The organism is Embleya sp. NPDC050493, assembly GCF_044458105.1.
GTDB lineage: Bacteria > Actinomycetota > Actinomycetes > Streptomycetales > Streptomycetaceae > Embleya.
Genome location: NZ_JBITHP010000024.1, coordinates 62622 through 84851 on the forward strand (window position 1 = coordinate 62622; position 22230 = coordinate 84851).

The window sequence follows — 22230 nt, forward strand, 5'->3', positions numbered from 1 at the left end:
TCGCCGAAGGATGACACCCGGGGGCGGGCGCGACCGCCCGCCCCCGGACTTGCAGGTCAGGCGCAGCAGAGCGGACAGCGCGACTGCACGCCGTACGTGCTCGGCGAGGTCCAGCCGCCGGCCGCCCCGAAGTCGGCCGCCTCGAGCTCGCCGTCCGCGATGCGGACGTCGAGGTCGAAGTCGGCGAAGTCGCGCGTCTCGGTGGTTTCTTCGAGCAGAATCTTGTCGTTCATGACAACTCCCGCGATATCGGTCGCAGCGCTTTGGTGGGTGCCGCGAATCCAGGAGATCTGTTTGATCTCGGGGAGGACGCTAAGCGCTGAATAGGCGGCCGACAAGAACGATTACCAGCCATGCGCGCCGGCTGGAAATCTCCCTGTGGAAAGCGCGATCAGGCTCCTACCCTGCAAGGATGCCGAGCGGGTGCGGGCCCGTCCGGCGTCTTCACGAGGGGGTCGCCTGCGTCGTGACGGGCCGGGAGGTGAATCCCGGTTAACCGATTTCGTTGGCATCTTCTGCGTCGAGAACATTCCGCGCGGCAATTTTTCGGTGCGGGCCGCAGGGTCTCGTGGAATTCATTCGAATGAGCCGCCCGGCCCTATTCGGAAATGATCTTCGAGGGTGATCTTCGCTTCGGTCCGAGGCCGTGGTGCGGGGTTCGGGTCCGGGCCCGCCCGCATCACCCGCCGGCACGCGGCGGGTGGTTCAGCGGGGCGCCGTCCCCGACCGGCGGCAGATCGCCACGCTCGACCGGGGTGTTCGCGGTGGTCGGCGCCGAGCGCGGCGCGGGGGTGCCGGAGGCCGGGGGCGCCGGGAGGGCGGCGGAGGGTTCGGCCGGGCGGGCGGCGAGCAGCGCCGCGTACAGGGTGGCCCGGTCGATCTCCTTCGGGTCGGCCCACACCCGCACGACCATGCCGTTGCCGGCGCGGGTGTAGGTGTGCTCGGCCGAGGTGCCGCGGTACCACGCGGTGCCGTCCGCCACGCACGTCTCGCCCGCCGGCGGATTCGGCCGGCAGTCCGCGGAGTTCGGGTCGCCCGCGTCCACGCCGAGGTGAATCCGCCTGCCCTGCGCCGATACGTAGACCGCCTGGAAGCCGCTGTCGCCGTACACCGCGACCGATTGCGGCGCGAGCACGTAGCCGGGCACCTCCGTGACGTGGACGAACCGGGGCTCGACGCCGGCGGGCGGTGTACCGGCGGACCCGGGGTCCCCGGTCGGCGGGTTCGCGCCCGGGGGGTGCGGGCCGCCCGAGCCGGCCACCGGGCCGTGGCCGGCCTCGGTGCTCCCGCACCCGACCAGTAACAGTGCCGCCGACAGTACGACCCCTGCGGTGAGTCCACGCGTGTCCATGCGGCGCACCCTAATCGACGGCCCGGACGCCGCCGAGGTCGCCGTCGGCCGGACGGCGGGTTCAGGCCGGGGTCACCGTGACCGGGAGTTCCTTGATGCCGTTGACGAAGTTGGACCGGACCCGGCGTACCTCGCCCGCGAGCCGGATGTCGGCGATCCGGGGCAGGAGTTCCTCGAACATGATCCGCATCTCCAGGCGGGCGAGGGCGTTGCCCAGGCAGAAGTGCGGGCCGCCCTTGCCGAAGGTGACGTGGTCCACGCCGCGGCGGGTGACGTCGAAGTCGTACGGGTTCTCGAATACGGCCTCGTCCCGGTTGCCCGAGGCGAACCACAGCACCACCTTGTCGCCCTCGCGGATCGACCGGCCGCCCAGTTCGGTGTCCCGGGTCGCGGTGCGGCGGAAGTGGTAGACGGGGGAGGCCCAGCGCAGGAACTCCTCGACCGCGTCCGGCATCAGGGCGAGGTTGTCGCGCAGCAGCGCCAGCTGCTCCGGGTTGCGCAGCAGCGCGAGCATCGCGTGCGAGATGGCGTGCCGGGTGGTCTCGTTGCCGGCCACGACCAGCAGCAGGAAGTAGTTGTCGAAGTCGTGCCGCGACAGCGGAACGCCGTCCGAGGGGGTCTGGTTGACCAGCCGGCTGACCAGGTCGGTGCCGGTGCCGCCGCGCCGTCGGGCGGCCAACTCCCGTCCGTACTCGAAGACCTCCAGCGAGGCGGGACTGCGGAAGGGCAACTCGCGGTAGCGCTCGCTCTCCGCACTCTCCAGAAGCACGTCCGCGTAGTCCGGGTCGGTGTTGCCGATGATCCGGTTGCCCCAGTCGATCAGCCTGCCGGTGTCCTCGCCGGGCACGTCCAGCATCTTGGCCAACACGTTGATCGGGAAGTCGGCGGAGACCTCGTGCACGAAGTCGAAGGTGCCCTTGGCCAGCGCGTTGTCCAGGGTGCGTGCGGTCAGCCCGCGCAGGAACGTGCCGTAGTCGGCGATCGCGCGCGGGGTGAACTGCTTCTGGAGCAGCCGGCGCAGCGCGGTGTGCCGCAGCCCGTCCGTTTCCAGGAGCGAGCGGCGGATGGCGATCTGCGAGTCGTCGACCTCCTCCAGGTTGGTGAACCGCGAGGAGGTGAAGGTCTGCGGATCGCGGTCGACCGCGACGATGTCCGCGTGCCGGGTCAGCGCCCAGAAGCCGCTGTTGGGGGCCGCTTCGGGCTGCCAGTGCACGGGGTCCTCGCGGCGCAGCGTGTGGAACATCCGCCAGGGCGTGTCGCCGTCCAGGAAGCGGTCGTTGTCGGCGAGGTCGATCTCGTCGAGCGGCATCGGCTCGGGGACCGCGGAGGCGGTGGTGGTGGTGCTCACGAAGGCTCCTCGCGGGGGATCGGCCGGGTGCGCGGGGGCGCCGGCGCGGGTGGACTCACAGGTGGTAGGCGTACTCGGCGAACTCCCAGTCGGTGACGTGCCGGCGAAAGCGGGCGACCTCGTCGCGTTTGTAGGTCGTGAACGCGTCGGTGAACCGCGCGCCGAGCAGCGCGGTGAGTTCCGTGTCGGCCTCGAACGCGTCCAGTGCGTCGGCCAGGGTCGCGGGCAGGATCGGCGCCTTGGCGGCGTCGTACCCGTAGCCCTCCAGCGGCGGCGGCGGACTCGCCTTGTCGCGCAGTCCCAGGTGGACCGCGGCGAGCACGCCGGCGACGGCCAGGTACGGGTTGGCGCTCGCGTCGCCGAGCCGGATCTCCAGGCGGGCGCCGGCGCCGCGCTCGGGTGGGATGCGGACCATCGCGCTGCGGTTGTCCAGGCCCCAGTCGATCAGCCAGGGCGCGAGCGTGTCCGGGCCGAACCGCTTGTACGAGTTGATCGTCGGGTTCAACAGCGCGGTGAGCGCGGGGGCGTGGGCCAGGACGCCGGCGATCGCGTGGTGTGCGGCGGGGGACAGACCGTGCGGGCCGGCCGGGTCGTCGAAGGCGTTGGCGCCGTCCGCGTCCAGGCAGCTCAGGTGCAGGTGGAAGCCGGAACCGCCCTCGTCGTTGAAGGGTTTGGCCATGAACGTGGCCAACCTGCCCTCCAGGCGCGCGAGTTCCTTGATCGCGGCTTTGAAGCGGAAGGCCCGGTCGGCGGCGTCCAACGCGTCGGAGTGGTCGAGGTTGATCTCGAACTGGCCCGAGCAGTACTCGTGGTTGCCGGTGGTGACGCCGATGCCCAGCGGACCGAGGCTGCGCAGGGTGCGCAGCAGGTGGCCGTCCGGGTCGCCGCGGCGCCCGGCCACGTAGACGTTGCCCGGCGCGTCGCCGTACCGCCGCCAACCGCCCGTGCGCCGCGGGTCCGGTTCGCACAGGAAGTACTCCAACTCCGGTCCGACCACCGGTCGCAGGCCCACCTCGTCGGTCATCCGGGCCAGCACGTCGCGCAGCAGCGAACGGGGCGCCTCGGCGGCGGGGCCATTGCCGGCCGGGTCCGTGGTCTCGCCCAGGCACCACGCGACGCCGGGCTCCCACGGGATGTCGACGAGGGTGTCCAGGTCGGGGTGGACGCAGATGTCCGGCAGTCCGACGTCCATGCCGCCGGCCACCGGCACGGTCTCGCCGCGCGGGGTGGTGTGGAAGACCGCCCGGCAGAACGCCAGACCGTGTGCGCACACCGAGGGCAGGTGGTCCACCAGCACGTCGCGTCCGCGATCGGTGCCGATCAGGTCCGGGTAGGCGATCCGGACCACGTCGATGCCGCGTGCCTTGAGGTCGGCGACGACGGCGTGGGCCCGGTCCGCTTCGGATGGATTCACCGGATTCTCCTCGCACAGGACGGGCGACGGCGGGACGGCCGATTCGTTTGAGCCCAAACCATATGGACGTGGCAGACGTCGCACAAGGGGTTGAGGGCAAGGCTTTGCGTGCGTGACAACGCGCTGCGGGAGGCATATCGTACGGACCCAAACGATTGGCCAGGGTTCGCAGAGGGAGGCGCCATGACCGGCGTACACGGTTTCTTCCACCCCAAGACCGGCACGGGCCGGTCCTCGCTGATCCCGGCACCGCCGTGGTCGTACTCGGGCGACCTGCTCACCGTCGAGTACCGCACCGATCCCGCGCGGGTCGCCGAGCTGCTGCCCCCGCAGTTGGCGCTCGCCGAGGAGGACCCGGGGGCGGTGGCGCTGATCTGGGCCGACTGGCAGTCCTGCTCGACCGGCCGCGCGGAACTGCTCGATCCGGTGCGCGCGCAGTACAAGGAGTGCTTCGCGGTGGTGCGCTGCCGGTATGCGGGGGTGACCTACTCGCGCTGTGTGTACATCTGGGTCGACAAGGACTTCGCCATCGCACGCGGTCTGCACCAGGGGTATCCGAAGAAGCTCGGCTCGATCCACCAGACCCGGCCGCACCCGTACGGCCCGGCGCCGCGGATCGAGGCGGGCGCGAGGTTCGGCGCGACCCTGGCCGCCGCCGACCGCCGGTTGGCCGAGGCCGTGGTGACGCTGCGCGAGCCGTCGCCGACCAACGGCTTCGTCAACGGGCACCCGATGGCCCACCACCGCTGGTTGCCGTCCATCGAACCGGGTCGGGGTCCGGCGCTGGACGAACTCGTGGCCACCGGCGCCGAGTCCGCCGAGGGCGGGCAGGCCTGGACCGGCGACGCGGAGTTGACCCTGTTCGAGGCGCCCACCGAGGAACTGGCCCGACTGGAGCCGGTCGAGATGATCGGCGCCTACTACCGGCAGGTGGGCGTGGTCTGGAACGGCGGCACGCTCTTGGAGAGCGGCGGTTCGGGCGCGGCATAGCGGGTGGCGACGAACGCGCCGGGGCCCGGCACCCGACGGCCGGCCCCGGCGCGCGGGCCGCCGGTCAGCTCCGGCCGCGCCCGATGCCCGCGTACACGCCCGGCCGGGCCGCGCGCAGGTACAGCGCGAACAGCGCGCCCACCACCCCCGCGCCGAGCACCAGCGCGGGCAACACCCAGCGCAGCACGGAGCCGGAGTCCACGCCGAGCAGGACACCGAAGTTGTCCAGCGCGGCGACGAACACCGCCGCGAGCAGCACCGCCGACCCGGCGGGCGCGATCGACCGGCTCCAGGCACTCTCCCCGTCCGCGCCCCGCCGGAGGAAGAACACGATCACCGCGAGCGAGGTCAGCACGAGCAACAGCAGTACGCCCAGCGCGCCCAGGTTGGTGAACCAGTTGAACAGCGTCGCCATCGGGTCGCGATCGAGCGCGGCGAAGACGATCACCACCGCGGCGGCGAGCACGGTCTGGGTGGCCGAACCGATGTGCGGCGAGTCGTTGCGCGGGTGGGTGCGGCCCAACGCGGTGGGCAGCACGCCCTCGCGGCCGAGCGCGAAGAAGTAGCGGGCGACCGCGTTGTGGAAGGACAGCAGGGCCGCGAACAGGCTGGTGATCAGGAACACCTGGGCCAGGTCGGCGAAGCCGGAGCCGATCCGGTCGCCGCCCAGCACGAAGATCAGGTTCGGCCCGTTCTCGGTCGCCGCCTCGACCGCCCTGTCGGTGCCGGCGCCGCTCATCAGGGCCCACGCGGTGACCGCGTACAGCACACCGATCACGCCGACCGACACATACGTCGCGCGGGCCACGGTGCGCCGGGGATCCGCGCACTCCTCGCCGTAGATCGCGGCCGACTCGAAGCCGGTGAAGGAGGCCATCACGAAACAGAACGCCGCGCCCATCGAGCCCGAGGTCAGCGCGTCCCAGGAGAACGGGTGCAGCGACAGGCCGTCCGGCGCCCGGCTGAACGCGCCGATGTCGAAGATCAGTACGGTCACCGTCTCGGCGATCAGCAGCGCGGCCAACACCCGTGCGTTGAGGTCGATCCGCAGGTAGCCCAGCACGCCCACGAGCACGATGCCGACCAGGACCACCACCCACCACTCCAGGTGCCAACCGAGCTTGGCGTCCAGGAAGTCGGCGGTGGTGAAGCCGAACAGGCCGTAGATGCCGATCTGCATCGCGTTGTAGGAGATCAGCGCCACGAACGCGGCGCCCAGGCCGGCCACCCGGCCCAGGCCCTGCGCGACGTAGGCGTAGAACGCGCCCGCGCCGGTGATGCGCCGGCTCATCGCGGCGTAGCCGACGCTGAACATCGCGAGCAGCGCGGCCAGTACGAGGTAGACCGCGGGGATGCCGGAGGTGCCGGTGACCGCGAGGCTCTGCGGGATGCCGCCTGCGGCGACGGTGAGTGGAGCGGAGGCCGCCACCACGAAGAAGACGATGTGTGCGACGCCGAGCGAACCGCGCGCGGGGGCGGAAGTGGGGTCGGTGGTGCCGTTCGTCGACGCTTGTCTGGTTGCCATGCCCGGCGCCTCCGAGGGGCGGGAGCCCATTCGTTTGGGCCCGTACGATCTGCGGGTGCCGCTGATCGTACGGATGCAAACAGGTCGCCACAAGGACTAGATTTCGGGGTGCGGAAGGCGTATCGGGGCACCACCCGGACGCGGACGACGAGGAAGGCGGAGCACGTGGTCGGCAAGCGGTCCATCACCGAAACGGAGAAGGCCGTCCAGGCACGACTGGGCGACATCCCGCTGCGGCGCGAGCAGATGGCCGCGGTGTCGAACATCTACCGCGCCGCCGCCGCGGTACGCCAGCACCTGGAGAACTCGGTGCTGCGCGACGCCGAACTCACCTGGACCGCGTTCACCGTGCTGTGGGAGGTGTGGATCTGGGGCGAGAGCGAGACCCGGCACGTCGCCGAGGAGGCGGGCATCTCCAAGGGCACGCTCACCGGCGTGGCCCGCACGCTGGAGTCGCGTGGCCTGCTCACCCGCGCCGCACACGCCACCGACGGCCGGCTCGTGCTGCTCTCGCTGACCCCCGCCGGCGAGGCACTGATGGCCAAGGTCTTCCCGGCGTTCAACGCCGAGGAGGCGTTCGTCACCGACGACCTCACCGCCGACGAGTGCCTCACCCTCGCCGACTCCCTGCGCCGCATCGTCGCCCGCCTCGAAGCCAAGGGCGAGGAACGCCGCCAGGACCTGCTCGGCGGTGACGCACCGAAGCCGAGGCGCGGAGGGCGACGGGCGAAGGGCTGACCACGCAACCCTCGGCCGACGCGGGCCGCTCGACGGATAGGGTCACCGGCGGGCGTGGCGGTGGGCTGCCTCGGTGAGGGTGGTGAAGAGGGAATGTTGGGTGGGGTCGGTGCGGGCAGTGTCCTCGGGGTGCCACTGGACGGCCGTGAACCAGCCGGTGGGGGAAGTGGGTTCGAGGGACTCGACGGTGCCGTCGGGGGTGGTGCCGGTGCTGCGGAGGCCGGGGGCCAGGCGGTCGACGGACTGGTGGTGGTAGCAGGATGCGTCGAGTTCGGTGGTGCCGGTGGCGCGGGCGATGGTGGAGTCGGGGGTCAGGGTCACCCGGTGGAGCACATGGCGGTGGTGCACGGGCATGTCCTGGGTGAGGGTGCCGCCCAGGGCCACGTTGACCACCTGGAGGCCGCGGCAGACGGCCAGCGTCGGCAGGCCGACCGCGAGCGCGTGGCGGGCGCAGGCGAGGTCGAAGGCGTCCTGCGTGGCGTCGACGTCGTACACCCGGTCGTGCACGGTGTCCGCGCCGTAGGTGCTCGGCGCCAGGTCGCCGCCGCCGGGCAGCAACAGGCCGTCCGCGCGGGCGAGTCGGGACGCGGCGCCGGCCGGCTCGGCCGGGTGCATCATGAACGGCTCGCCGCCCGCCGCGTACACCGCCTCGGCCAGCGCTCGGGCGGTCACCTCGGCGGCGTAGCGCAGGGCGGACGTGGTGGCCGCGAACCGGCACGGCACGGCGATCAACGGACGGGTCACTGCGGTCTCCGCGGGTCTCGAAAGGCTCGAAAGGCTTGAAGTATTCGAAGGGTCCGAAGGGTTCGAAAGGAGGCAGGGCGGGAGGGGGTGGCGGGGGGATCTGGGCGCGGTCGGGTCAGAGTCGGATCCAGGTGGTCTTCGGGTCGGTGTACTTCTCCAGTGCGTGCAGCGACTTGTCCCGTCCGTGGCCGGACTGCTTCATCCCGCCGAACGGCACGTTCAGGCCGCCCTCCTCGTAGCAGTTGACCCAGACCGTGCCCGCCCGCACCGCCCGGGAGATCCGGTGCGCGGCCGACAGGTTCGTGGTCCACACACCCGCCGCCAGGCCGTACTCGGTCGCGTTGGCGAGCCGGATCGCCTCGTCCTCGGTGTCGAAGGTCAGTACCGCGAGCACCGGACCGAACACCTCCTCGCGAGCCAAAGCCATCTCCGGGGCGACCCGGTCGAACACCGTCGGCTCCAGGAAGTGGCCCGGCCGGTCCACCCGTTCCCCGCCGGTGCGCAGCCGGGCGCCGGCCGCGTGCGCCCCGGCGATGTGCGCGCGCACCCGGGCCAGGTGCGCCGCGCTCACCAGCGCGCCCATCGTGGTGGCCGGGTCGAGCGGGTCGCCGATGCGCAGCGCGCGGGCCCGTTCGACCACCGCGTCCGTCACGTGCTCCGCGATCGAGGAGTGCACGAGCAGCCGGGACGGCGCGGTGCACATCTCGCCCTGGTTGAAGAAGACGCCCCACGCCGCGCTCGCCGCCGCGGCGATCGGGTCGGCGTCGGGCAGCACGATGTTCGGGGATTTGCCGCCCAGTTCGAGCCAGACCCGCTTGAGGTTGGAGTCGGCCGCATAGCGCAGGAAGTGTCGGCCGACCGCGGTCGAGCCGGTGAACGCGAGCACGTCGACGTCCGGATGCAGGCCCAGCGCCCGCCCGGCGGTGGGACCCTCGCCGGCGACCACGTTGAACACGCCCGCCGGCAGGCCGGCCTCGGCGCCGAGCCGGCCCAGCCGCAGGGCGGAGAGCGGTGACTGCTCGGCCGGTTTGAGGACGACGGTGCAGCCGGCCGCGAGCGCCGGGGCGACCTTCCAGGCGGCCATGGTGAGCGGGAAGTTCCACGGGACGACCGCCGCGACCACGCCCACCGGCTCGCGGGTGACCAGTGCGAGTGCGTCCGGGCCGGACTGTGGGGCCTCGTCGATCAGCTTGTCGGCGACCTCGCCGTACCAGCGGAAGCACGCCGCGACCGCGCGCAGTTCGATGTCGTATGCCTCGGTGACCGGCTTGCCCATCTCCAGCGCGACGGTCAGCGCGAGTTCCTCGCGGTGCGCCTCGATCGTGTCCGCGAACCTGATCAGCGCGCGACCGCGTTCGGCGGGCGCGAGTCGGGGCCAGGCCCCGGTGTCGAAGGCGCGGCGCGCGGCGGCCACGGCCAGGTCCACCTCGCGCTGCCCGGCCCGGGCCGGTTCGGCCAGCGGTGTCCCGTCGCGCGGCGCGATCACAGTGAACGTGTCGCCGTCGCCCACGTGGTCGGCGCCGTCGATGTGGTGGACGGTCACCGGGCGCAGCCGCGCCGCCCGGTCGAGCCAGTCCTGGTGGGAGAGCTGCGCCATGGTGCCCGCTTTCGCCGACAAGATTGTTTGGGGGCAAACGATACAACGCGGGCCCGGTCGGCGGGAATGCCGCCGGGGTGCCCCGGGGGCGCCGCCGGAGCGCCGGGTGAAGCCCGAGCCCCCCTTGACCGCCCCGATCGCAGCCGGCTAAATTGTTTGGGGTCAAACGACTTGGAGGCTTTTCCATGACCGAGGTCACCGTTGCGGGCGTCACCGTCGACACCCGGCACTGGATCGGTGGCGAGCGCGTCGGGTCCGCGGACACCTTCACCGACGTCTCGCCCATCGACGGCACCACCCTCGGCGAGATCGCCCGGGCCGGCCGTGTCGAGGCGGACGCGGCCGTCGCCGCCGCGCGCGCCGCGTTCCCCGCCTGGGCCGCCACGCCGCCCGCCGAACGGGCCCGCCTCCTGCATGCCATCGCCGACGGAGTCGAGGCCAGGCTCGCCGACCTGGCGATCGTCGAGACCACCGACAACGGCGCGCTGCTGCGCTCGCACCTGCGCGGGGTGATGCCGCGCGTCGCCCACAACTTCCGCTTCTTCGCGGACTGGCTCACCGAACACCTGGGCCACGACGACTTCGACACCCGCGGCCACGGCAACCACGTCTCCTGGGACGCGGCCGGGCCGTGCGTACTGATCACCCCGTGGAACGCGCCGCTGATGCTGGCCACCTGGAAGGTCGCCCCGGCGCTGGCGGCCGGCAACACTGTCGTGCTCAAGGCCGCCGAGTGGACGCCGCTGACCGCGTCGCTGCTCGCGGACATCACCGCCGAGGCGGGCCTGCCCGCCGGCGTGTTCAACGTGGTGCAGGGCTACGGCGAGGAGGTCGGCGCCGCGCTGACCGCACACCCGGACGTACGCCGGATCAGCTTCACCGGATCGGTGCCCACCGCCCGCCGGATCGGTGCCTCGGCCGCCGCCAACCTGACCCCGGTGAGCCTTGAACTCGGCGGAAAATCACCGCTGTTGGTCTTCGCCGATGCCGACCTGGAGCTGGCCGTCGAACTCGCCGTCGAGCAGTACGACAACGCGGGCCAGGTCTGCCTGGCCGGGACCCGACTGCTCGTGGACGCCTCGATCGCCGACGAGTTCACCGCCCGCTTCCTGGCCAAGGCACGCACCCTGGTCCAGGGCGACCCACGCGCCGCGGCCACCGACGTGGGGCCCAACATCCACGCCGACCACGTGGAGCGGGTGGACGGCTTCGTCCGCCGTGCCCTCGACGCCGGCGCCAAGGCACTGCTCGGCGGCGGGCGCAACACCGACCTCGGCGGCCTGTACTACCGACCCACACTGCTCGCCGACGTCGCGCAGGACAGCGAGATCGTCCAGGAGGAGGTCTTCGGCCCGGTCCTGACCCTGCAGACCTTCGGCACCGAGGCCGAGGCGATCGGGCTCGCCAACGACACCCGATTCGGGCTCGCCGCCACACTGGTGACGGGGGATCGGGATCGTGCCCGGCGGGTCGGCGAGCAACTCGTGGCCGGGACGTTGTGGGTCAACTGCTTCTTCGTCCGCGACCTGAGGGCACCGTTCGGCGGCGCCCGGCACTCCGGCATCGGCCGCGAAGGCGGCACCTGGAGCTTCGACTTCTACTGCGACGTCAAGAACACCGTGACCGCGCCGAACGGATGGCACTGACCATGGGCGAGATCGTCGGCGCGGGCATCCTGGCCCATTCGCCCACCATCATGTTGCCCCGCGAGGTCCGGTACGAACTCAACGAGGGCCGGGAGATCAGCCTGGTTCCGGCCCTGGCCCGGCTGCGCGCCGAGGTGTTCGAGCGGCTCGACTACGACACCGTCGTGGTCTTCGACTCGCACTGGGCGACCACCGTCGAATACGTGATCGCCGCACAGCCGCACCGCAGCGGGCTGTACACCTCGGAGGAACTGCCGCGCGGCATGCGGCAGATCCCCTACGACTTCGCCGGTGATCCGGAACTGGCCCACGCCACCGCCGCCTTCGCCGACCGACACGGCACCTGGATCACCGCGATCGAGGATCCGTACCTGCCGATCCACTACGCCACCGTCAACCTGTGGCACCACCTCGGCGTGCCCGGCAAACGCTGGATGGGCATCGGCTGCTGCCAGACCGCGGACGTGGAGGACAACCTGCGGCTGGGCCGCGCGCTCGCCGACGGCATCGCGGCCACCGATCGCAAGGTGTTGCTCGTGGCCTCCGGCGCCTTCTCGCACACTTTCTGGAACCTGCGCGAACTGCGTGCCCACGAGGCATCCGATCCGGTGCACGTGCGCACCCCGCAGGCCCGGGCCGCCGACGAACAGCGGATCGCCTGGATGCAACGCGGCGACCACGCGAGCGTGCTCGCCGGCATGCCGGACTTCCTGCGGTACAAGCCCGAGGCGCGCTTCGGGCACTACCTGATGATGCTCGGCGCGCTCGGCGAGGAACGCTGCACCGCACCCGGCCGGCTGGTGGGCGACTACGAGAACGCCACCGGCACCGGCCAGGCCCACGTCTGGTTCGACCGACCCGACGGTGGCTGGACCACCCCCGACGTCCGCACCCCCACCAGCCAAGGACACGTCGCATGAGCAGCACCACCGAGTACCGCCGCATCCTGCTCGACGGCACGATCGTCGAAGTCGTGCGCGAGGGCGCCGAGTTGGTCGCCGCCGACGGTAGGCGTACCAGGGTCTCCGAGGCCCGGCACCTGCCGCCGGTCGAGCCCGGCAAGATCATCGCCGTGCATCTCAACCACCGCAGCAGGGTGGACGAGTTCGGCACCACACTGCCGCCCGCGCCGACCTACTTCCACAAGCCGACCTCGTCGCTGAATGCGCACGGCGGAGCGATCGTGCGTCCGGCCGGCTGCAAGTACCTCAACTACGAGGGCGAGATCGCCATCGTGATCGGCCGCACCTGCCGCAACATCGCCCCCGCCGACGCGGGCGCCTTCATTCGCGGCTACACCGTGGCCAACGACTACGGCCTGCACGACTTCCGGGACACCGACGCGGGTTCGATGCTCCGGGTCAAGGGCTCGGACACGCTGTGCCCGCTGGGCCCCGGACTGGTCGAGGGCTGGGACTTCCGCGGCAAGACCCTGCGCACCTACGTCAACGGCATGGTGGCGCAGGAGGGTTCGACCGACGAGATGGAGTGGGACATGCACTACCTCGTCGCCGACATCGCCCGCACGATCACCCTCGATCCGGGCGACGTGCTGCTCTCGGGCACACCGGCCGGATCGCGTCCGGTGCAGCCGGGCGACGTGGTCGAGGTCGAGGTGGAGGGCTTGGGCCGACTCGCCAACCACATCGTCGAGGGCCCGACCCCGATCCGCACCGACTGCGGCGCGCAGCCCACCGAGTCCGAAGAGGTGCGCTCCACCGCGCTGGGCGGCGACTGGGAGTTGCGCGGCATCCGCGCCCCGCGACGCTGACCGCCGGCGCGCCCGCCCCGCGTTTCGCCCACTCGACCAGCCCATCGATCGGAAAGGACCACCACCGTGAAGGTCGTCGTCGACATGGACCGGTGCCGGGACCACGGACAGTGCGTGTTCTCCGCACCCGAGGTCTTCCACATCAACGCCTCCGGCCGGCTGGAGTTCGTCGCCGACCCGGACGAGGCGCTGCGCGACGCGGTCGAGGAGGCCGCCGACGTGTGCCCGCTCCAGGCCATCACGATCGAGGACTGAACCATGACCGCTCCCCGGGTCGTCGTGGTGGGTGCCTCCATGGGCGGCCTGCGGGCCGCGGAACAGCTGCGCGCAGCCGGTTGGGACGGCGGCATCACCGTGATCGGCGACGAGCCGCACATGCCGTACAACCGACCGCCGCTGTCCAAGGAGGTGCTCGCGGGCGGGGTGACGCACGCCGCGGTCGCCTTTCGGCTGCGGGCCGGTTGCGCCGACGTGGACTGGCGGTTGGGCCGACCGGCCGTCGGCGTCGACCTGACCGCCCGTACGGTACGGCTCGCGGGCGGCGAGTCGTTGTCCTACGCGGGTCTCGTGGTGGCCACCGGCCTGCGCCCGCGCCGGCTGACCTGCCCGGGACCGAGCGCGGGACGGCACGTCGTGCGCACCCTCGACGACGCACACCGGCTGCACGCCGCACTCGGGCCGGGCCGCCGGGTGGTGGTCGTGGGGGCCGGCTTCATCGGCTGCGAAGTGGCCGCGACGGCGCGCTCGCTCGGGGCCGAGGTGACGGTGGTGGCGCCCGAGCCGGAGCCGATGCACCGCCCGCTCGGCACCGACCTGGGCGCGGCGCTGCGCCGACGCCATCTGGCCCGCGGCGTGCGCTTCGAACTCGGCCACACCGTAAGGCACGTGACCGGTGATCGGCAGGTCACCGGGGTGGTCCTGGACGACGGCCGGGAACTGCCGGCGCACGTCGTGGTCGAGGCGATCGGCGCGATCCCGAACACCGAATGGCTCGCGGGCAACGGCCTCGACCTCGCCGACGGGGTACGCTGCGACGCCCTCCTGCGGGTCGAGTCGCGCCCGGACGTGGTCGCCGTCGGCGACGTGGCCAGGTTCGCCAATCCGCGCTACGACGACGTACCGCGCCGGGTCGAGTACTGGAGCATCCCCACCGACAGCGCCAAACACGCGGCCCGCACGCTCGCCGCGTATCTGGCCGGGAGCGCGGACCGCGCGTCGACCCCGTTCGCACCGCTGCCCACGTTCTGGTCGGACCAGTACGACGAACGCCTCCAGTCGTACGGCGCTCCCGGGTTGGGCGGCGCGGACATCCGTCTCCTGGAGGGCGATTGGGACGCGGATTGTGCGGTCGGCTACCACCGCGCCGGCGCACTGGTCGGCGTGGTGGCGCTGGGCGGACGGGCGATCACCCTGGCCGCGAAGTACCGCCGGGAGCTGATCGCGTGACCGCGGTCCGGCGCCGGTAGCCGACCGTGTGCGAAGTATCGGCGGTTGCGGGTCGACTGATCGCGAAGCACCGCCGGGAGCCGGTCGCCCCACCCCTCCCGGCGGCGGAGCTCAGGCGCCGGTGAGCGGCTCGACCTCCGGTCCCGGCTCGGGTCGCCCGTGCGGTTCGACCGCGGTGACCGACTCGGCCTCGTCCGGACCGGTCCAGCGGATCTGCGTGGCGCATACCGACACCAGCACCGCCGAGGCGGCCACCGCGCCCATGCCCCACACCAGGCTGCTGCCGCTCGCGATGAAGCCGATCAGCGCCGGCCCGGCGAGCAGGCCGGTGGTGCCCATGGCGGCCACCAGGGCCAGCGCGTCCGAGCCCGCGCGGGCCGCCGCCACGTACACGCACGGCGTCACCGCGGCGACGCCCAACCCGACGCACGCGAAGCCGATCAGCGCCGGCACCACACCACCCACCAGCAGCGCGACCGCCAGCCCGGTGCCGGCCAGCGCGCTGCCGACCCGGACGATCCGCCCGTCGCCCCAACGGCTGCGCCACCCGTCGGCGAACACCCGGGCCAGCACCATCATCACCGAGACCACCGCGATGCCCAGCGGCGCCACCTCCGACGCCGCGTGCGCGACGTCCTTCATGTACAGCGCCGACCAGTCGTTCATCGCGCCCTCGGTCACCGTGCCGAACGCCATCGCACAGCCCATCCAGATGGTGATCCGGGACGGCAGCGTCCACCCCCGCCGCTCCGACCGCGACGACTCCTCGGCCTCGGCGGATTCGGCCGCCGCTCGATCCTCGGTCAGCAGCCCGGGTCGGGCGTAGGCCAGGAGCAGCAACAGCAGCACGGCGGCGACCGCGAAGTGCGCGGCCAGGTTCGAGGTCAGCGCGTTCATCCCGGACGCGAGCAGTGCGGCGCACAACGAACCGGCGCTGAACGTCGCGTGCAGTTGCGACATCGCGGTGCGCCGGTATTCGACTTCGAGCGCGGCGCCCTGCGCGTTCATCGCCACGTTGAGACAGCCGACGGCGACCCCGTCGCAGCAGATGATCACCAGCGCGACCGGATAGTTCGGCGCGGCGGCCAGCGCGAGCAGGAGCAGGCCCAGCGCCAGGGCGGAGGACAGCGCCAACAGGCGCGAGCCCAGCCGCTTGGTCAACGCCGCGACGAGCGGAAAGGAGGCCGCCGCGCCCGCGCCGCAGGCCATCAGCAACAGGCCGACCTCGGCTTCGCTCAGGTCGAGTTCCGCCTTGATCGCGGGCAACCGCGATGCCCAGGTGGCGTATTGCAGCCCGAGAAAACAGAACAGTGCTGCGATCGCCACCTGTGCTCGGCGGAAGTCATCGCGAACGCGAAACATGTGAATCGGCCTACTTCGTCTTCCGGGGATGATCCGCGGACCGGACCATCGGCTGGCTTCGCCTTCTCGCATCGCGGTCCTCGTGCACCGCTTCGGACATGTACGTCGGATCGGACGTGTAGGTCGGATCGGACGTGTACGCCGCCCTGGACGTGGACAGCGTTTTGCACATGTACACCGCGCCCGCGCCGTAACCGGGCGCGAGCGCCACCTCGGGGACGGCGTCGAAGGCGTTCGCCGACCAGAAGCCCTCGCTGCCGCCGACCGCGATCAGCGAGATGCGTTCGTACTTCTTCGCCCGGGCCGTCGCGGTCAGCCGGTGCAGGAGCTCGCGGGCCAGGCCGTTGCCCCGCACGTGCTCGGCGACGACGAGGTCGTGCAGGTGCAGATTGCGCGAGTGGTGGACCACGTCCTCCGCGCGGGACAGGTCCGGATAGCGGAACATCGGGTAGGGCAGGGCCAGTACGTAACCCGCGGGTCGTTGCTCGAAGTCCAGCACGAAGCACGTGCCGGGCGAGGAACGGGCCCGGGACTCCAGCGCGTGCCGCTCCTCGGACAGCGCGCCGGCGGAGTAGGTGGCCGCCTCCAGCGCGACGATGGCGTCCCAGTCGCCTTCGGCGATGTGCCGGATGCGCACGTCGTGTCCCATCTACACCAGCCCTTCCGGAAGTACGTCGACGGCGGAGGAGGGATTCGGGTACCGCGCCTGGTTGCCGGCGTCGTGGTCGCCGCCGACGCAGGTGTACGGAAGCGGAGCGAAACCGTTGAACCCCCGGGTCGTGTAGCTGGTGACGTAGGCGCCGCAGGAGACGATCCAGACCGGATCCCCCGAGGCGACCGCCCTCGGCACCGGCACGAGGTCCTCCTCGTGCGGGTAGGCGTCGTCGCTGTCGCAGGTCGGGCCGGCGACGACGGCAGGTACGCACTCCGCGCCCTCGTGGGTGGGGAAGACCAGCCGATACTGCAATTCGTCCATCTCGTACAGCCCGTTGAACTTGCCGCAGCTCAGGTACAGCCAGAACTGGCGTTCGCCGTCCAGCTGCTCCCGGGCGGACAAGCGGGAGACCCGGGCCCGGATCGCGCCGTTGTCGGCGACGAACCAGCGACCCGGTTCCATCAGGAAGCGCAATGGCGATGCGGACACTTCGCGGAGCCGTTGCATGCCCTCGCGGATCACCACGAAGATCTTGTCCAGCGGCGGATCCAGCGGCCGCCCGCGCCGGTCCAGGTAGCCCAGGGCGGGCAGCCCGCCGCCGAGGTTGATGTGGTCCGGGGCGATGCCGCGTCGATTCAGGTCCGCGAGGACGTCCGCCAGTCCGTCGAAGGCGTCCTGCCAGGCTTCGGCGGTCATCTGTTGCGAGCCGACGTGGACCGACAGGCCCGACGGGGTCAGACCCAGGGCCCGGGCCTGCTCCAGGACGAGGACCGCATCCGGGCCCGAGCAGCCGAATTTGCGGCTCAGGCCCCACAGGGCCCCGTCGCCGCTGGTGGCCAGCCGGCAGAAGACCCGGGCACCGGGCGCGTGCACGGCGACGGCCCGCACGTCCTCGACGCTGTCGGTGGCGAAGTCCCGGATCCCGAGCCGGTATGCGTCCCGGATGTTCCGGTCCGACTTGATGGTGTTGCCGTAGTGGATGCGGTCGGTCGGTACGCCGGTGGCGATCGCCTGCTCGATCTCGTGCGGACTGGCCGCGTCGAAGCCGGCGCCCTTGCGGGCCAGGCAGGAGAGCACCTCGTCGACGGGGCAGGCCTTCATCGCGAATCTGACCGAGATGTCGGGCAACTCCGCAAGCAGCGAGTCGTATCGCTCCTCGATGCCGGCGAGATCGAAGACGATGCGGTCCTCGGTGGAGGCCGCCAGGGCAGCGCGCATGTGTGCGTTTACGTGCATGATTGGGTCCGGGTCCCACTATCGGTGCGGTTCGTGGACGCTCGTGGCCTTGCTCGCGTGGATCAGTGCCGCCCACGCCTCGATCAGCAGCGCGAAGTCTTCGATGTCCGCCTGGGCCTCGTCGAGCAGGCGTGGGCCGCGGGCGGCCAGCGTGTCGGCGAACGCGGCGTATCGGCCGCCCAGGCTGCGGTAGGAGCGGTCGAGGCTGCGTAGACGGTGTACGTTCTCGGCGCGATCCGACCGGGCGGCGGCCCGGGCGAGTTCGGCGACCGCCGCGGGCCGAAGGCGCTGTTCGGCATCGAGCAGCGCGGCGCCGGCCGTCGCCATCTCGGCATAGACGGCATTGAAGTAGAGCATCGACAGGAAGAACTTGGTCAGCCGCAACTGATAGGCGACGAAGCCCGAGTCGGTGCGTCGTTCCTCGGTGTAGAAGTTCACGATGTTGCGGTTGTGCAGCACGCCCGGCAACCGGGCATCGTGCACCAGGTGCATGAGGAAGTAGTCGCTGCCGATGGTGTCGGTCGCCGGCGGCAGCGGCACCCGCTCGTACACCTCGTGCCGGAAGGAGATGTTGCACATGTCCAGCCGCATCGGGTCGACGATGGTCAGCGTCGAGTGATCCCGCACGAAGGGGTCGGTGCCCGCGCCGGTGAAGGACTCCTCGACCAGCCGACGCTTCTTCTCGGGCGACCACTCGGGCGGTGCCCACAGGCTGACGATGTCGAAATAGGCTTCCGGGTCCAGACGTTGGATCTCGCCGATGTCCACCGACAACTCCCCGACGAACGAACTGCCCGCCAGTACCACGGGTTTGTCCGCGTGGGCCGGATCCAGCACGGTTTCGCTCACGCCGGACGCCGCGTCGCGGGCGCGCTTGCCGAGCGATGTCAGCTCGTGGTGGATGGGGAAGACCGGTTGCCCGTCCAGCGTCTGATAGTTGCTGTCCGAGTCCCGACGGTGGACCGAGGCGCACCCGAGTGCGGCGGCGATCAGGAAGGCACGATTGGTGCAGGCGCCGTAGGAGACCGCGGCGGGCAACATCAGGTCGAGGAACAGGTCCGGCCTGTCGACGCCGGATCGGTCGACCACCCGGCGCAGGAAGTTCCGCTGTGCGGCCTCGTCGAGATGGTGCACGATCACATTCGGCGTCGCGGGCGTCGCCTCGACGGCCTTGGCGTGGATCGCGAACGCGGACTCCTCGCACGAGTCGAGGATCAGCAGATGCACCTCGACGTCGAAGTGCGTCGCCGCGTAGGCGGCCTCCTCGCCGATGGCGGATATCGTGGCGGCGCAGGCTCGGTTCGTGGGCAGGGTCAGGCAGATTTTGTGCATGCCGGCTCTCCGGTGAACTGGTCGGTGTCTTGCCCGCTCCAGGAGTCGAGCCCCAGGAGTTTCCTGCCGAGGTCGTTCAGCGTGGCGGTGCCGTACCTGAGCGATTCGTGCTTCGTGGCGTCGCCGACGAGCGTCTTGTTCCAGTCCGGTGTGCGCAGGTGACGCCAGGACTCGATCCGGGATCGACGTTGCTCGTGGTGGGATTCCAGGGCGGGCATCATGGACAGGTACTGGACCGCGCGCACACCGTTCGCGGAGGTGTTGCGGGCCACCCCGTGGGCGAGCATCCCGTTCCAGATCAGCAGGTCGCCGGCTTCGAGTTCCGGTCTGATCACCGGGAACTCGTCGCGGTCGGCGGCGGGTCGGATCGGATCACGATCGGCGGGTTGACCGGCCTTCCACTCGCCGAACCGGCGGAACAACTCGGGCGAGCACTGGAATCCGCCGTGGTCCGGCCGGGTCGCGTCGAGCGCGATGATGCCCTGCACCCGTTGCGGCGGGACATCCAGGGTGGTGTCGACGTCCCAGTGCAGTTCGATGTCGAAGCCCTTGTCCGTGGGCGCGATGTGCGCACGATCACGGTCCCGGATATTGGGCGGGTTCAGGTTGAGGCGGTCCAGGGTCACCCACAACTCTTCGCAGTCCCACACGTCGACGAACGCGTCGTAGACGCGCCGGGTCTGGCGGCTGTCCCAGATGAGCTGATGGTGGTAGGCCTCGACGAACCCGTAGATGTGCAGTTCCCGGTCCAGATCGGAGCGGAACTGCCGATCGTCGCGGTACCAACTCTCCGGCCGGGACGGGTCGAGCCCTTGGAAGTCCCATGCGAACTCCAGCAGGCGGGCCGCCGCAGCCGCCGGGATGGCCTCCTTGACCACGACATAACCGTAGGTCTGCCAGAAGTCGAAGTCCTGCTCGGACAACACCCGCAGCGGCCGGGACTTCTTGAGGTCACGCAGCGGGGTCGGAGCCAGATACGTCTCGCCGTCCGCGCTGAAGTAGGGGATGTCGGAGGCTGCTCGATACGGATAGGGGCCGGACGTCGGCATGTGATCACTCCAAGGCGCGAGATTTTTCCGTGGCTGGGCGCACATCGACCGCACTCTCGGCGGTTGATCGATCGAATGTCGGATGTCGGACGTCGGATAGCGGGTGTCAGGGCGCCGCGGCCGGCACCGGGAACGGCTTCGACCGGGTCGCCGTCGCCGTCCGGGATCGCCGGCTCGACGGGCGGCCGCGCCGGATCCGCGTCATGGCATGGTGAAGCAGCCCTTCGGCAAGGGCAGTTCGCGCACATCGGAAGGATGTGACCGAGGACCGCTGCCCCGGCCGGCGGAAGTCGCGTCGCGGACCCACCGGGATCCGCCGGGCAGGGTCGGGGCAGCCGCGGTGCGGCCCCCGCCGGTGACCGTCCACCGGCCCGCCGGCGGGCGCCGGTCGGCAGATGGGTGAGCGGTGCGTGGTCCCTCGCCGCGCCGGGTCCCCCGGACCCACGGTGCGGTGTCGTGAAGAGCTGAACGGGCTTTATGCCAAGCGGACTTGGTAAGAGAGCGCACTACCGCCCCCGGCCGGTCGCGCTGCGGAGGTCGTGGTTCTCCGCGATGACAGAGCCGGGATTCCTACCTCCTTGTACTCGGTGCCCGTACGGGTCGTGGAACGCCCGTGGCGGACGCGCGGTGCCGGCCGGCCGGTCCGCTCGGTCGGCGGACAGCCATGCCGGGCACACCTCTCCGATCCCCGTTCCACTAGGTTGGTCTAGACCAACTTTCAGTGTCAACCCCCGCGTTGATCCTTTTTGCAGCCGTCCGTTGACGCGTGGTGACGGATGCGCTTCGTGCGCCGGGGCGGGCGGGCAGTCGATGCGAAGGGCGGGATGATAGACCAACGTCGGTTATGGATAAGGGAGTTCGTTCTCAAGATTGGATGAACGCGGCAGGCGGCCGGCGTGCTGCGGCCGACCGGCCGGTGGCGGTGATCGCGGCTGCGGCCGAGTGGTCGGGCCGCCTGCTCGACGTGCCCGATCGCGTCCGGCCGGCACCCCCCGGGCGGTTCTGCGCCGGTGCCCGACGATGCCGCGACACGCCGCGATCTACTCACAGGATCGAAAAGAACTCGAAAGAGCCGCCGCCACACACGGTCGTCACCCGGGTGCCGGGAGTTCTCGCGCCTGATGGGACAGCGCAGGCGCACACCGCCGACGGACGCCGAGGACGTCGCCGACCCGGCCGGATCCGCCCACCCGACGGACGGGGCGCGACCGCGCGACGTGTTTCGGCCGCCGGTGTCGGGGGTGGCTCAGAGCTTGGCCACATCCGCCAGGAATGCGTCCACCAGCGCGTCGGCCCGCTCTCGGGCAGCCGGCTCCATCCGCCGCAATGCCGCGATGTCGAGGCCGAGTTCCCGGGCCTGGCCGGCGCCGCCGCCGGCCAGCCAGGCGGCCACGATCCCCGGGGTGACCTCGGGATGGAACTGCACGCCGAGCGAACGCCCCACGACGTACGCCTGCGGACCGGCCGCGGACCGGGCGATCTCCCGCCCGCCCGGCGGGACGGTGAAGCGGTCGAAGTGCCACTGGTACCAGGGGCCGGGCGAGATCAGGGTCGGCTCGTCCGACTCGATCGGGTGCCACCCCAGCTCGAACCGCGGTGCCCGTTCGACGCGTCCGCCCAGCGCGGCGGCCAACGTCTGCGCGCCGAAGCAGATCCCCAGGACGGGTACGTCCGCCCGGACCGCCTCGGCCAACAGCGCGAGTTCCTCGCCGATCCAGGTACCGATCGTCGCGGTGTCGTAGACCGACCACGGCGCACCCAGCGACACGACGAGGTCGAAGTCGGTGGGGCGCGGGAAGTCGACCCGCACGTCGGGGGAGTGGAAACGCCGCTCGGGCACGACCGTCACCTCGTGCGGCACGAAGCCGCGTTCGGCCAACCGCGCACCCACGTATCCGGCGTGCGAGTGGTGGTCGTGGCGAATGATCAGGGCGCGCACCGAGGGCCTCCGAGACTGATTTGATCCCAAACGATAGGCCGCGTCGGCGCGGATCGCAAGGTGCGGGCCGCCGGTTGCGAGGTCTCG

19 protein-coding genes and 1 pseudogene are annotated in these 22230 nt (G+C 71.3%); 7 read left to right on the forward strand and 13 right to left on the reverse strand.

What is annotated here, in order from left to right; all coding sequences use genetic code 11:
• Positions 1 to 56: 56 nt before the first annotated feature.
• The 4 genes from lanA to ACIBM5_RS34705 form a co-directional block, all read right to left on the reverse strand.
• Positions 57 to 233, reverse strand: a complete 177-nt coding sequence (gene lanA, locus ACIBM5_RS34690) for an SCO0268 family class II lanthipeptide (protein ID WP_391585621.1) — start codon at positions 231 to 233, stop codon at positions 57 to 59.
• 446 nt (positions 234 to 679) lie between these two features.
• Positions 680 to 1351 (reverse strand): hypothetical protein, encoded by a 672-nt coding sequence (locus ACIBM5_RS34695; protein WP_396010648.1) that lies wholly within the window; start codon positions 1349 to 1351, stop codon positions 680 to 682.
• A 61-nt stretch (positions 1352 to 1412) separates the two neighbouring features.
• The gene (locus tag ACIBM5_RS34700; protein ID WP_396010716.1) at positions 1413 to 2660 is read right to left on the reverse strand and encodes a cytochrome P450; all 1248 of its coding nucleotides are present in this window, start codon (positions 2658 to 2660) and stop codon (positions 1413 to 1415) included.
• A gap of 94 nt (positions 2661 to 2754) precedes the next feature.
• Positions 2755 to 4113, reverse strand: coding sequence for a glutamine synthetase family protein (locus tag ACIBM5_RS34705; protein WP_396010649.1), 1359 nt, complete (start codon positions 4111 to 4113; stop codon positions 2755 to 2757).
• A 183-nt stretch (positions 4114 to 4296) separates the two neighbouring features.
• On the opposite strand from ACIBM5_RS34705, the gene ACIBM5_RS34710 reads away from it, so the two are divergent.
• Positions 4297 to 5103, forward strand: a complete 807-nt coding sequence (locus ACIBM5_RS34710; RefSeq protein ID WP_396010650.1) for an acetoacetate decarboxylase family protein — start codon at positions 4297 to 4299, stop codon at positions 5101 to 5103.
• Between the two features lie 64 nt (positions 5104 to 5167).
• Here the strand turns inward: ACIBM5_RS34710 and ACIBM5_RS34715 are convergent, their stop codons facing one another.
• Complete coding sequence (locus ACIBM5_RS34715) at positions 5168 to 6628, reverse strand: APC family permease (RefSeq protein WP_396010652.1); 1461 nt, start codon at positions 6626 to 6628, stop codon at positions 5168 to 5170.
• Between the two features lie 165 nt (positions 6629 to 6793).
• Here ACIBM5_RS34715 and ACIBM5_RS34720 point away from each other — a divergent pair, with 165 nt between their 5' ends.
• On the forward strand, positions 6794 to 7366 hold the full coding sequence (locus tag ACIBM5_RS34720) for a MarR family winged helix-turn-helix transcriptional regulator (protein WP_391585616.1): 573 nt from the start codon (positions 6794 to 6796) through the stop codon (positions 7364 to 7366).
• A gap of 42 nt (positions 7367 to 7408) precedes the next feature.
• Here the strand turns inward: ACIBM5_RS34720 and ACIBM5_RS34725 are convergent, their stop codons facing one another.
• Together ACIBM5_RS34725 and ACIBM5_RS34730 are read right to left on the reverse strand one after the other, a co-directional pair.
• Entirely contained in the window at positions 7409 to 8110 is a 702-nt protein-coding gene (locus tag ACIBM5_RS34725; protein ID WP_396010653.1) for a gamma-glutamyl-gamma-aminobutyrate hydrolase family protein, read from the reverse strand.
• Between the two features lie 115 nt (positions 8111 to 8225).
• Positions 8226 to 9707 (reverse strand): aldehyde dehydrogenase, encoded by a 1482-nt coding sequence (locus ACIBM5_RS34730; protein ID WP_396010654.1) that lies wholly within the window; start codon positions 9705 to 9707, stop codon positions 8226 to 8228.
• Between the two features lie 185 nt (positions 9708 to 9892).
• On the opposite strand from ACIBM5_RS34730, the pseudogene ACIBM5_RS34735 reads away from it, so the two are divergent.
• From ACIBM5_RS34735 to ACIBM5_RS34755, 5 genes and pseudogenes are all read left to right on the forward strand, one after another.
• Positions 9893 to 11350 (forward strand): annotated as a pseudogene (locus tag ACIBM5_RS34735) (aldehyde dehydrogenase); the annotation flags it as partial.
• A gap of 5 nt (positions 11351 to 11355) precedes the next feature.
• A complete protein-coding gene (locus ACIBM5_RS34740; protein ID WP_396010655.1) occupies positions 11356 to 12273 on the forward strand; it encodes a catechol 1,2-dioxygenase in 918 nt (305 codons plus the stop codon).
• A complete protein-coding gene (locus ACIBM5_RS34745; protein WP_396010656.1) occupies positions 12270 to 13124 on the forward strand; it encodes a fumarylacetoacetate hydrolase family protein in 855 nt (284 codons plus the stop codon). Before ACIBM5_RS34740 ends, ACIBM5_RS34745 begins: the two co-directional genes overlap by 4 nt.
• A gap of 66 nt (positions 13125 to 13190) precedes the next feature.
• Positions 13191 to 13379: a ferredoxin gene (locus ACIBM5_RS34750; RefSeq protein ID WP_396010657.1), complete on the forward strand. Its 189-nt coding sequence runs from the start codon at positions 13191 to 13193 to the stop codon at positions 13377 to 13379.
• 3 nt (positions 13380 to 13382) lie between these two features.
• Positions 13383 to 14570, forward strand: a complete 1188-nt coding sequence (locus ACIBM5_RS34755) for an NAD(P)/FAD-dependent oxidoreductase (RefSeq protein ID WP_396010658.1) — start codon at positions 13383 to 13385, stop codon at positions 14568 to 14570.
• 111 nt (positions 14571 to 14681) lie between these two features.
• On the opposite strand, the gene ACIBM5_RS34760 is transcribed toward ACIBM5_RS34755, so the two are convergent.
• The 6 genes from ACIBM5_RS34760 to ACIBM5_RS34785 all read right to left on the reverse strand — a co-directional run bounded on the left by ACIBM5_RS34760 (position 14682) and on the right by ACIBM5_RS34785 (position 22143).
• Complete coding sequence (locus ACIBM5_RS34760; RefSeq protein WP_396010659.1) at positions 14682 to 15932, reverse strand: MFS transporter; 1251 nt, start codon at positions 15930 to 15932, stop codon at positions 14682 to 14684.
• Positions 15933 to 15942: 10 nt separating this feature from the next.
• Complete coding sequence (locus tag ACIBM5_RS34765) at positions 15943 to 16581, reverse strand: GNAT family N-acetyltransferase (protein WP_396010660.1); 639 nt, start codon at positions 16579 to 16581, stop codon at positions 15943 to 15945.
• Positions 16582 to 17805, reverse strand: coding sequence for a type III PLP-dependent enzyme (locus tag ACIBM5_RS34770; protein ID WP_396010661.1), 1224 nt, complete (start codon positions 17803 to 17805; stop codon positions 16582 to 16584).
• A 36-nt stretch (positions 17806 to 17841) separates the two neighbouring features.
• On the reverse strand, positions 17842 to 19155 hold the full coding sequence (locus ACIBM5_RS34775) for a DUF6271 family protein (RefSeq protein ID WP_396010662.1): 1314 nt from the start codon (positions 19153 to 19155) through the stop codon (positions 17842 to 17844).
• On the reverse strand, positions 19137 to 20204 hold the full coding sequence (locus ACIBM5_RS34780; protein WP_396010663.1) for a phytanoyl-CoA dioxygenase family protein: 1068 nt from the start codon (positions 20202 to 20204) through the stop codon (positions 19137 to 19139). Before ACIBM5_RS34780 ends, ACIBM5_RS34775 begins: the two co-directional genes overlap by 19 nt.
• 1246 nt (positions 20205 to 21450) lie before the next feature.
• Positions 21451 to 22143, reverse strand: a complete 693-nt coding sequence (locus tag ACIBM5_RS34785; protein ID WP_396010664.1) for a type 1 glutamine amidotransferase — start codon at positions 22141 to 22143, stop codon at positions 21451 to 21453.
• Positions 22144 to 22230: the final 87 nt, after the last annotated feature.

What these genes read in the sequence shown, in the direction of transcription:
- ACIBM5_RS34740 (WP_396010655.1), top strand. Translation starts at nt 11,356, where the DNA reads ATGGGCGAGATCGTCGGCGCGGGCATCCTGGCCCATTCGCCCACCATC.
- ACIBM5_RS34715 (WP_396010652.1), bottom strand. Translation starts at nt 6,628, where the DNA reads ATGGCAACCAGACAAGCGTCGACGAACGGCACCACCGACCCCACTTCC.
- ACIBM5_RS34780 (WP_396010663.1), bottom strand. Translation starts at nt 20,204, where the DNA reads ATGCCGACGTCCGGCCCCTATCCGTATCGAGCAGCCTCCGACATCCCC.
- lanA (WP_391585621.1), bottom strand. Translation starts at nt 233, where the DNA reads ATGAACGACAAGATTCTGCTCGAAGAAACCACCGAGACGCGCGACTTC.
- ACIBM5_RS34760 (WP_396010659.1), bottom strand. Translation starts at nt 15,932, where the DNA reads ATGTTTCGCGTTCGCGATGACTTCCGCCGAGCACAGGTGGCGATCGCA.
- ACIBM5_RS34770 (WP_396010661.1), bottom strand. Translation starts at nt 17,805, where the DNA reads ATGCGCGCTGCCCTGGCGGCCTCCACCGAGGACCGCATCGTCTTCGAT.
- ACIBM5_RS34765 (WP_396010660.1), bottom strand. Translation starts at nt 16,581, where the DNA reads ATGGGACACGACGTGCGCATCCGGCACATCGCCGAAGGCGACTGGGAC.
- ACIBM5_RS34730 (WP_396010654.1), bottom strand. Translation starts at nt 9,707, where the DNA reads ATGGCGCAGCTCTCCCACCAGGACTGGCTCGACCGGGCGGCGCGGCTG.
- ACIBM5_RS34755 (WP_396010658.1), top strand. Translation starts at nt 13,383, where the DNA reads ATGACCGCTCCCCGGGTCGTCGTGGTGGGTGCCTCCATGGGCGGCCTG.
- ACIBM5_RS34745 (WP_396010656.1), top strand. Translation starts at nt 12,270, where the DNA reads ATGAGCAGCACCACCGAGTACCGCCGCATCCTGCTCGACGGCACGATC.
- ACIBM5_RS34710 (WP_396010650.1), top strand. Translation starts at nt 4,297, where the DNA reads ATGACCGGCGTACACGGTTTCTTCCACCCCAAGACCGGCACGGGCCGG.
- ACIBM5_RS34775 (WP_396010662.1), bottom strand. Translation starts at nt 19,155, where the DNA reads ATGCACAAAATCTGCCTGACCCTGCCCACGAACCGAGCCTGCGCCGCC.
- ACIBM5_RS34700 (WP_396010716.1), bottom strand. Translation starts at nt 2,660, where the DNA reads ATGCCGCTCGACGAGATCGACCTCGCCGACAACGACCGCTTCCTGGAC.
- ACIBM5_RS34695 (WP_396010648.1), bottom strand. Translation starts at nt 1,351, where the DNA reads ATGGACACGCGTGGACTCACCGCAGGGGTCGTACTGTCGGCGGCACTG.